Raw genomic sequence first — 9,856 nt, 5'->3', positions numbered from 1 at the left:
CGCCACGTCTATGCGCTGAACGCCAAGACCGGCGAGCAGTACTGGCACTACGCACACAAGATGGGCCCGATCACGACCTTTTGCTGTGGCCCGAACAATCGCGGCGTCGCCGTCTATAACGACAAGGTCTATGTTGCCACGCTCGATTCCCAGCTGGTCGCGCTCGATGCCAAGACCGGCAGCATCGTTTGGCAGACCCAGATCGCCGATCCCACGCTTGGCTACAGCGAGACCATGGCGCCGACCGCCGTCAACGGCAAAATCCTGATCGGCACCAATGGCGGCGAATACGGCATCCGCGGCTTCGTCCGCGCCTATGACGCCGAGACCGGCAAGCTCATCTGGAACTTCGACACGACAGCCGAGAAATCAGTCGGTGTATGGGCGACGCACGACGCGACCGGCCACGACATGCATCGCGATATCGAGGCGGAGAAGGCGCAGCTCGCCAAGACCGGCGACCCCTACAAGACGGTCGGCGGCGGCGTGTGGCAGAATCCGTCGGTTGATCTCAAGCTGAACCGCATCTTCTTCGTGGTCGGCAATCCTTCGCCTGACCTCGATGGCGCCATTCGGCCCGGCGACAACCTCTATACCGAGTCGCTCGTATCGGTCGATCTCGATACCGGTAAATATGTCTGCCACTTCCAGTTCATTCCGCACGACGTGTGGGATCTCGACGCCGTCAGCCCGACGGTCCTGGTCGACGCGAAGGACAAGGATGGCAACGTCGTTCCTGCCGTCATTCATGGTAACAAGATCGGAAACGTGTTCGTCAACAACCGCAAGGATTGCAGCCCCATCCGCTTCTCCGAGCCGATGGTGTCGCAAGAGGGCATGTGGACTTTGCCGACCAAGGAAGGCGCCCGCATGCTGCCCGGCGCCAATGGCGGCGTCGAATGGTCGCCGATGGCGGTCAATCCCGAGCTTGGCCTGACCTACGCGGTCAATCTGCATCAGCCGATGACCTATCAGGTTCAGAGCTCGCCCTATCCTGGCGGCAAGCTCTGGCTTGGCGGCGCCTTCACGGTGATCGCGACCGAGGAGTCGTTCGGCAACGTCACCGCCGTCGACTACAACACCGGCAAGATCGCCTGGCAGAAGAAGACGCCGTTGCCGATGATGGGTGGCGCGCTGACCACCGCCGGCGGGCTCATGTTTACCGGTGAAGGCGACGGTTGGTTCCGCGCTTACGATGCCAAGAGCGGCGACGTGTTGTGGTCGTTCTTTGCAGGCGCCGGCGTCAACGCACCGCCAGCCTCCTACTCCGTCGACGGCAAGCAATACATCGTCGTCGGCGCCGGGGGGAACACCCAGATCAACTTCAAGCGCGGCAACAACATCATCGCGTTTACCGTCGATTGATCGCAGTCTGCGTCCACGCCACGTGGACGCAGGCTGGACTCAAAAGAAGAGGACGGGGCATGACCAATGCCCCGTCCTTTTCATACCGAGGGAACAATCTGTTGATGCTGCGGATTGCTCACGTCATGCGAACCAAACTTGCCCTTCTTCTCCCGTTGCTTGTGGCTCTCGTCATGGGCACGAGCGCTTTCGCCGACGATCCGCAGATTGAGGCGAAGGCAAAGGTCTGCGCCGCCTGCCATGGCGAGAATGGCGTTCCCCAGCTCAAGACGACGCCGGCGATTTGGGGCCAGAACGCGGGCTACATGTTTCTCCAGCTGCGTGACTTCCAGTCAGGCGCGCGCAAGAACGATTTGATGTCGCCGATCGCCGCGACGCTCGCCAAGGAAGACCTGCTCCCGCTCGCTGAATATTTTTCGAAGCTCAAATGGCCCAACCTGGAACAGCCGGACGCGGCCCCGGACGTGGCCGACAAGGCTAAGGCTGCGGCCGCGTCGGTCGGTTGCCCCGCCTGCCACCTCGCCTATTTTCAGGGCGACGGAACCACGGCCCGTCTCGCCGGCCAGCAGCACGACTACCTGCAAAAGACCATGATGGACTTTCGCACCAGGACGCGCGGCAACAACCCCGGCATGTCCGACCTGATGAATGCGACCTCACCCGACGCCATAAGCGCGCTCGCCGATTATCTCGCTGGCCTTCAAATCGATTCCTATCTCGGCCAAAGCCATTAGCCTCTAATGCGTCGCCGCGAGCTTCTCGCGAAGCGCGGTGAGCGACGTGAGGTCGGCAGCGCTCTTCCCCTGCTTGTCGCGAAGACTTTTGTCGGCGCCGCGGGCGAGCAGGAGATCGGCCGCGACGGCGTGGTTGAGCTCTGCGGCGATCATCAAGGGCGTGCGGCCGCGATTGTCCTGATCGTCGATATGGGCGCCGCGATCGAGCAACAGCGTGATGACCTTCTCCATGTCATTGACGCCGGCCTCATCCGAATATCCGGCCGCCCACATCAGCACCGTCAGGTCGTTGCCGTAGCGCGCATTGACGTCGACGCCATGGTCGAGCAGCAGGCGCACGATGTCGGGAAATCCTTTGCCCGCGGCGTAGATGATCGCGGTCTTCTGCGTGTTGTCGGCCACCTTGGGGTCTGCCCCCTTATCGATCAGAAGCTCAACGATCGGCTGGCTGCCCATATAGGCGCCCGCCTCCAGCGGCGTGAGCCCGCTGCGTCCGGGCAGCGTTATGTTGGCCCCATGCTCCACCAATTGCTGGACGATGGGCAGGCGCCCAGCCTCGGCGGCTTGATAAAGGGCCGTCGAGCCGTCGATGGCGCGGGCGTCGATCGGTGCGCCGCGGTCGAGGAACAAGGCGACGAGCTCGGGCTGACCGGCAGCTGCGGCGCGGCCCAAGGGCTTCACCCCAAGCCTGTCTCTCGCCTCCAGCGAGGCCCCATTGTCAAGAAGGCGCTGCGCAAGCTCCTTGCAGCCTTTATCGGCGGCGGAGAACAGCATGGCATTGACCTCGATGCTCGAGGCACTTCGCTCGATCTGCTCGTAGCGCTGATCGAGCGAACGGCACACCTTCTGGTTGGCCAAGGCGCCGAAGCTCGCGAATGCGAGGCCTAAGGACACGCAGGCCAGAACGGCAAGGCGGCGGCAACGCGCAAACTGGTATGAACTCAACTCGGGCTTCCTTCGGTAGTCGGTCTCGGGTTTTGCGAGTGCCGACCTTAGCGCATCGGCCAAGGAAGGTACCAGCTGCAACAGGAGCGGATCGCGGACGGCCTTCACACGACACCTAGGATTTCGGACGAGTTGTATCGAAGCAGAGGTCGGGGGACACATTCACGCCGCTTCAGCCGTGGGTTTCACCGAGCCGGTGCCGCGAAGGGGTTGTCGCGGGCGGCATCGAGGATGATAAGGGTCAAGCCTGCCTGCCGCTTAGTCATAGCGTCCACAAGACTGGAGAGTTGTATCGCCTGCCTCGCTAACTTGGCACCGCCGTCTTCGAGATTCGCCGTAGAAATGTCTGCCGGCAGAAGATAATTGTTGCCGTCGATTTGCAGGCCAAGTCCGGAGAAGTAGAAGGCTGCGACATCGCCCGGCGCGAGCCCCTGCAGGAAGGCCTCCAGTTTCTCATTGAATTCGGCGCGGCCCAAATCAGTCGCGCTGACAACGCTGAACCCCATCGATTGCAGTTTGGCGGTCATTGCCGCCGCGTCCTCGTGGGCACTCAAGGGCCGTGACTGTTGCCTAAGATTGGGGTAATCGCCCATCCCAACAACGAAAGCCAGGCGCTTTCCTTTCGGCGCCTCCGATGCGGTCGGCGTCAGCACAAACGCGCCAGCGCTCCCTTCGGCGTAATACGCGGAGGTCTGCTGGTAGCCAACTTCCGCCGCAAGCGCCCCAACCTCGGCTTGGACGTCAGTCGCCAACTCGACGAGATTTCTGCCGGGGTCGGCAAGATGGCGCAACAACACCCGCGTATAAATTGAGTTCGGGTCGGGGTCGCTGTCGTTGAGCCGGTCGAGCCCCGCCTGCCCCAACCCGGTCGAGAACATCACAAACACGCTGGGAGACTGACTGGTCTCCTGCCTGGCCAACTCCGCAATCCCGGCAACAGGTGCCAAACAAGCCAAAATCGCCAGAGCGGTCAGCAACCGGGTCGCTGCTCGAACCCTGTACATGATGAAGTCCTTACCGACTGGACGAACCCGGGGTGTCTGTTACGAACCGCCGATGGTCGGACTATGCCGGGCCTTGCGTCTGCAAGCAACCGGCAGACCGGGACCCCCCACCGTTCACGCTTTTGGCCCGGTCGACGGGCAGCAGCGCGATGCCGAGCCGGGCCCTGACATCGTCGAAACGCGTCAACACCTCCGCGAGGTCGCGCCCGCCGAGAGTGATGATGCCGTAACGGAAGCTCGTTCCGTCCTGAAGCTCGTCCGAGAGTTTCCGCCCCGCCGTGGCGTGGATCTCCACCCTGATGTCCGGATACAGATATTCGAGCGCCGAAAGCTGGTCCTCGGAGGGAAGCGCGACCACGAGGTAATCCTCGAAGCTGCGCAGCACGCAGCTCGCGGCGAATTGGTATACACCCTGGCGCCGTTTCGGCGAGGGCCGAACCCCGGTGCCGATATCGAGGAGAACCTCATAGGCATTGGTGCCGTCGACCTTCTCGTAAAGGTCGGCGAATTGCGAGGCCATGCGCGGGTTGATCTCGATGATGGCGATGCGGTCTTCGCGTCCGTCGTACATCATCTCGACATTGAACAGCCCGTTGTCGAAGCCGAGCCCACCCATAAGCCGCCGCGCCATCTCCTCCATGCGCTCCTGAACATCTTCAGGCAATGAAGATGGATAGTCGAAGCGCGAGAAGGCAAGCGTGCCGGGGAAGAAGATCGAATCGACCACTCCGAGAATGTTCACTTCACCACCAAAGGCATAACCCTCGACGGTGACCTGTTGCCCTTTGAGCAGCCCTTCGGCGATGAGGCGGGTGGAGCCGATCCCGACCCTTGCCTCGCGTTCGAGCAGGCGCTCAAGCGGCAGGAAGAAATCGTCAAGCGCGACCCACCTTCGTTTGGCCTCGGCAAGCTCGGCCGCGCAGTCGATCCTTTGCGCGCCGATGGAGAAAAACGACTTCATCGGCTTGACGAAAACCGGGAAGGCGATCGCCTCTGGAAGCGCGGCCCCTTCGGCAACGTCGATGGCCCAAAACGGAGGAATAGCTTCGGGAACGATGCTGGCTTGCGCCATGCGCGACAGATATTTGTGCTGACAGATGAGATTGACCCTGGGGTCGGGACCAGGCAGCCCCAGCACCTTGGCGACGACTGCCGCAAGGGCACTGCCGGGGTAGTCGTCGGTGCTGACGATTGCCGCGATATCGCGGCCCGAGACCTCGGCGCGGATGCGTGCGATCTCGGCGATTGGGTCGGCGACGCCGTCGAGCCCCTCCGCCCTGCCGTCGATCAGCTCCTCGAGGCTCGTGCTCGCATAGTCATGGAACAGATAGGTAAGGCCGGGACGGGCGAGCCGAGGCAGCTCGCGATGGTCGCGGAAGGTCGAGCAGACCACGAGAACCTCTCGCGGCGTGCCGGACGAGCCAACAGGATCCACACCGGCCCAAGGAGGCTGCTCCGCGATATCTTGCACCGATGCGCCTCTGAAGCGGGGGGTGTGGTGGGCCTGACCTTTCCTAAGGCCTTCCATCTAGCCTTGCAATTGGTGCCGATGCTGGTCCAGGTTCGCCCCGAGGTTTGGCGCGAGGCTCAAGGAGGGATCATGCCGCTGCATTACGGTAAAATTTTCGGAATTGTCGCGCTCCTTACCATCCTGGCGTTCGTGTTGTGGCAGCTGTGGATCGGGTTCTTCGCCGGCGAAGCCTTCGACAAGCCGGCCGCCCTTCCGCAAGCCGAGCCGCCTCTCGTGCAGGTGGCGCGCGCTTAACCGGGCCGGTGCCGTGGGATCGAGGATCATGGTGTTTGGCGGAGGCGGCCAGGTCGGATGCCATTTAATCGAGCTGGCCTCCGCCACCGGTCATGACCTGGTCGGCCTGACGCACGAAGAGGCCGATATTTGCGACGCCGGCGCGGTGGCCAAGGCAATCGCCAAACATTCACCGACAAGCATCGTCAACGCCGCGGCCTACACCGCCGTGGACAAGGCCGAGAGCGAGGCGATGCGCGCATTTGCGGTCAACCGCGACGGCGCTTCGCTGGTCGCAAGCGCCGCGGCCGAAGCGAATATCCCGCTCATTCATCTCTCGACCGACTATGTGTTCGACGGGTCGAGCCGGGTCCCCTACAAGGAAACCGACAAGGTCAATCCACAAGGCAGCTATGCCGCAAGCAAGGAGGCGGGCGAGCGCGCCGTGAGGGCCGCCCATGACCGGCACCTGATCCTGCGCACCGCCTGGGTCTATGGTCCGTTCGGAACCAATTTCGTGAAGACCATGCTCAGGCTTGGCGCCGAACGCGAGGACCTCCGCGTCGTCGACGACCAGACCGGCTGCCCCACTTCGACGGAAGATCTCGCTTTCGCAATCCTGACCTTGGTGCAGAGCATCGAGCGGCCGGACTTTTCCGGCTGGGGCACCTATCACTATGCTGGCGCCGACGCGGTCACTTGGTACGGCTTCGCCGCCATGATCTTTGCCGAAGCGGCAAGGCTCGGACGGCGCAAAGTCCCGCACGTCCGCCCGATCGCGACCGCCGACTTTCCCACGGCCGCACCCAGGCCCGCTTACTCGGTGCTCGATACGGCAAAGCTCGAACGCACCTTCGGCATCAAGCCTCGGCCGCTCCGCGCCGGTCTCATCGCGACGCTCGAGCGGCTGCTTGGACGGGGAGAAGCGGCATGAAAGGCATCGTCTTGGCTGGCGGCTCAGGCTCGCGCCTCTATCCCATCACTATCGCCACCAGCAAGCAGCTGATCGCCGTCTACAACAAGCCGCTGATCTACTATCCGCTCTCGGTGCTGATGCTCGCCGGCATCCGCGAGGTACTGATCGTGTCGACGCCGGAGGACCAGGACCGCTTCGTGCGCCTCCTCGGCGACGGCAGCCGCATCGGCATGAGCTTCTCCTATGCGGCACAACCCCGCCCAGAGGGCCTCGCCCAAGCCTTCATCATCGGGCGCGAGTTCGTCGGCCAGCGCCGTTGCGCTCTCGTCCTCGGCGACAACATGTTCTACGGCACCGGCTTGACCCCGATGCTCCACCGCGCCATGGGGCGTGCCGCTGGCTGCACCGTGTTCGCTTATCTGGTCAACGATCCTGAGCGGTATGGCGTCGTCGAGTTCGACGATGACGGCAAACCGGTGGGTATTGTAGAAAAGCCGGCCTCTCCGAAATCCCATTGGGCGGTGACCGGCCTCTATTTCTACGACAACCGCGTGCTCGACATCGCCGCAAACCTCAAGCCGTCTCCGCGCGGCGAGCTCGAGATCACCGACGTCAATCTTGCCTACCTCGCTCTCGGCGAGCTCAACTGCGAGCGCATGGGGCGCGGCTTCGCCTGGCTCGACACCGGCACGCCCGACTCAATTCTCGACGCCGCGGAGTTCGTGCGCACCATCGAGCAGCGCCAAGGCTGGATGATCGCCTGCATCGAGGAGATCGCCTATCGCAGCGGCTTCATCGACGCCGAGCAGCTGTTGCGAATCGCGGCGTCCTTGAAGAACACCTATTACGGGCGGTATCTCGAAACCGTCGCCCAAGAGGCGCGCCACCAATATTGAGGTGGAGGGGAATGGAGTATCGCGAGCTTGGCCGGAGTGGCGCCAAGGTCAGCGCCATATGCCTCGGCACCATGACCTTCGGCGAGCAGAACTCGGAAGCCGACGGTCACGCGCAGATGGACTACGCGGTCGACCGCGGCATCAATATCTTTGACGCGGCCGAAATCTACCCCGTTCCGCCCAAGCCCGAGACCCAAGGGCGCACCGAATCGATCATCGGCAGCTGGCTTGCTTCGCGAAAGGCCCGCGACAGAGTGATGGTGGCGACCAAGGTGATCGGCCGCACCAAGATGAACTGGCTGCGCAAGGATGGCTCCCCCGGGCGGCAGGGCCGCGGGCAAATCCTGGAGGCGGTGGAGGGAAGCCTCAAGCGGCTCAATACCGACTATATCGACGTTTACCAGCTTCATTGGCCTGACCGGCCGATGCGCATCTTCGAAGGCCTCGACTATGTGCATCTGCAGGGCGACAGCCACCCCATCGAAGAGATCCTCGGCGTGCTCGGCGATCTCGTGAGGCAAGGCAAAATCAGATTCGCCGGCCTCTCCAACGAAACGCCCTGGGGAGTGATGAGCTTTCTCAAGGCGGCCGAAACCCACGCGCTCCCGCGCATCGTCTCGATCCAGAACGCCTACAACCTGGTCAATCGCTCCTTCGAGACCGGTCTCGCCGAGATCCACTATCGCGAGCAGGTGAGCCTGCTCGCTTATTCGCCGCTCGGCCAGGGCTACCTCACCGGCAAATACGAGGGCGGCGCGCTTCCTGAAGGCTCGCGCAAGCGGCTGTTCGACCGCCTGGGGCGCTACGAGATGGGCAATGGCCCTCGCGCCATCTCCGCCTATGTCGCCTTGGCGCGGACCCATGGCCTCGACCCTGCGCAAATGGCGCTCGCCTTCGCCGCTTCGCGGCCTTTCGTCACGTCCACCATCATTGGCGCGACGACGCTCGCCCAGCTAAAAACCGATATTGAAGGTTGCCTGCTCAGATTGCCCGACGCAGCAATCCAAGATATCGAGCAGCTTCACCTCACCTACCCCAATCCTTGCCCCTAAGCCTTCGCCGAGGAACCGCGAGATGCCGAGGCTGTTTTCCGGGATCGAGATACCAGCTGCCGTCGCGCGCCGGCTGACCCTCGTGCGGGCGGGCCTCAACGGCGCGCGCTGGATCGATCCCGAGAACTACCACGTGACGCTCCGCTTTCTCGGCGATGTCGACGGCACCACGGCGCGCGACTTCGCGCATAGCCTGGGAGATATTGTCGCCTCGCCCTTCGAGCTCAGGCTCGACATACTTGGCAGCTTTGGCGGACGCAAGCCTCGGGCGATTTTTGCCAGCATTGCGCCGAGCGACCCGCTTGAATCCCTGCAGCGGGCGCATGAACGCGCGGCGCGCGCCGCTGGCCTGCCGCCTGAGCCGCGCAACTATACGCCGCACGTCACCGTGGCGCGGCTGAGAGGTGCAAGCTCCGAATCCGTCGCCACGTATCTCGAGCGCCAGGGCGGATTCTCGAGCGAGCCGTTCGAGGTGACCCGCTTCGTGCTGTTCTCTTCGCGCGCTTCCGTCGGCGGCGGCCCCTATGTGGTTGAGGCCGCCTATCCGCTCGAATGAAGCTTGTCATTGCCGGGCTCGACCCGGCAATCCATTCCATTGCGCCTCATCAAGTTTGGCATTCACGGAATGGATGCCCGGATCAAGTCCGGGCATGACGACTCAACTGAGTTCGATTCTGCTTTAGCCGCTGCGCTTTACCTTCGCTCGGTCCTCTCCGGTGAGCGAGGCGAGCAGACCGCGCGAAGCCGCCTCGATCAAATCGAGCGCATGGTCGAAGCCTTCTGTGCCGCCGAAGAAGGGATCGGGCACGTCGCTGGTGCCGACATGCGGCGCGAAATCGAGAAAAGGACGGATCTTGGCGCGCGCTTCATGCGGCGCGCGAGCCTTGAGCTCGGCGTAGTTCGAGCGATCCATGACCAGCAGAAGATCGAACCGCTCGAAATCCTCATCCACCACTTGCCTTGCCGATTGGCTGGAGATGTCGACACCGCGCGACCGTGCCGCCTTCTGCGCGCGATGGTCCGGCGCCTGGCCGATATGCCAATCGCCAAGACCCGCCGAATCGATTTCGAAGCGGTCGATCAGCCCCTCCTCCTCGGCCACGCGGCGGAACACGCCTTCGGCCATCGGCGAACGGCAGATATTGCCGAGGCAGACGAAGAGGATGCGGGTGGCAGCCATGGCTGGCTGCTTCGCATGAG

The 9,856-nt window shown here is 63.1% G+C and carries 11 protein-coding genes; 7 read left to right on the top strand and 4 right to left on the bottom strand.

Going from position 1 to position 9,856, the window contains the following annotated elements; all coding sequences use genetic code 11:
* Together ACREC7_RS13825 and ACREC7_RS13820 are read left to right on the top strand one after the other, a co-directional pair.
* The coding region (locus tag ACREC7_RS13825) for a pyrroloquinoline quinone-dependent dehydrogenase (protein WP_431556270.1) at window positions 1-1,365 on the top strand (1,365 nt) is incomplete at its 5' end.
* Between the two features lie 125 nt (window positions 1,366-1,490).
* Window positions 1,491-2,099, top strand: coding sequence for a c-type cytochrome (locus tag ACREC7_RS13820; protein WP_431556269.1), 609 nt, complete (start codon window positions 1,491-1,493; stop codon window positions 2,097-2,099).
* A 3-nt stretch (window positions 2,100-2,102) separates the two neighbouring features.
* On the opposite strand, the gene ACREC7_RS13815 is transcribed toward ACREC7_RS13820, so the two are convergent.
* From ACREC7_RS13815 to ACREC7_RS13805, 3 genes are all read right to left on the bottom strand, one after another.
* Entirely contained in the window at window positions 2,103-3,044 is a 942-nt protein-coding gene (locus tag ACREC7_RS13815) for an ankyrin repeat domain-containing protein (RefSeq protein WP_431556268.1), read from the bottom strand.
* Between the two features lie 185 nt (window positions 3,045-3,229).
* Window positions 3,230-4,021 (bottom strand): caspase family protein, encoded by a 792-nt coding sequence (locus ACREC7_RS13810; RefSeq protein WP_431556267.1) that lies wholly within the window; start codon window positions 4,019-4,021, stop codon window positions 3,230-3,232.
* Between the two features lie 88 nt (window positions 4,022-4,109).
* A complete protein-coding gene (locus tag ACREC7_RS13805) occupies window positions 4,110-5,519 on the bottom strand; it encodes an ATP-grasp domain-containing protein (protein WP_431556266.1) in 1,410 nt (469 codons plus the stop codon).
* A gap of 129 nt (window positions 5,520-5,648) precedes the next feature.
* Between ACREC7_RS13805 and ACREC7_RS13800 the strand changes: the two genes are divergently transcribed.
* The 5 genes from ACREC7_RS13800 to thpR are packed head-to-tail and all read left to right on the top strand — an operon-like array spanning window position 5,649 to window position 9,212.
* Window positions 5,649-5,813: a hypothetical protein gene (locus tag ACREC7_RS13800; RefSeq protein ID WP_431556265.1), complete on the top strand. Its 165-nt coding sequence runs from the start codon at window positions 5,649-5,651 to the stop codon at window positions 5,811-5,813.
* Window positions 5,814-5,841: 28 nt separating this feature from the next.
* Entirely contained in the window at window positions 5,842-6,726 is an 885-nt protein-coding gene (gene rfbD, locus ACREC7_RS13795) for a dTDP-4-dehydrorhamnose reductase (protein WP_431556264.1), read from the top strand.
* The gene (gene rfbA, locus ACREC7_RS13790) at window positions 6,723-7,604 is read left to right on the top strand and encodes a glucose-1-phosphate thymidylyltransferase RfbA (protein WP_431556263.1); all 882 of its coding nucleotides are present in this window, start codon (window positions 6,723-6,725) and stop codon (window positions 7,602-7,604) included. Before rfbD ends, rfbA begins: the two co-directional genes overlap by 4 nt.
* 11 nt (window positions 7,605-7,615) lie before the next feature.
* A complete protein-coding gene (locus ACREC7_RS13785; RefSeq protein WP_431556262.1) occupies window positions 7,616-8,656 on the top strand; it encodes an NADP(H)-dependent aldo-keto reductase in 1,041 nt (346 codons plus the stop codon).
* 22 nt (window positions 8,657-8,678) lie between these two features.
* Window positions 8,679-9,212 carry an RNA 2',3'-cyclic phosphodiesterase gene (thpR, locus tag ACREC7_RS13780; protein WP_431556261.1) on the top strand — a complete coding sequence of 178 codons (534 nt, stop codon included), beginning with the start codon at window positions 8,679-8,681 and terminating at the stop codon, window positions 9,210-9,212.
* Between the two features lie 123 nt (window positions 9,213-9,335).
* Here the strand turns inward: thpR and ACREC7_RS13775 are convergent, their stop codons facing one another.
* Window positions 9,336-9,836 (bottom strand): low molecular weight protein-tyrosine-phosphatase, encoded by a 501-nt coding sequence (locus ACREC7_RS13775; protein ID WP_431556271.1) that lies wholly within the window; start codon window positions 9,834-9,836, stop codon window positions 9,336-9,338.
* Window positions 9,837-9,856 lie beyond the last annotated feature (20 nt).

Origin of the sequence: Methyloceanibacter sp., assembly GCF_050728395.1 — a bacterium.
Classification (GTDB): Bacteria; Pseudomonadota; Alphaproteobacteria; order Rhizobiales; family Methyloligellaceae; genus Methyloceanibacter.
This window is presented reverse-complemented; position numbering and strand designations above follow the sequence as displayed.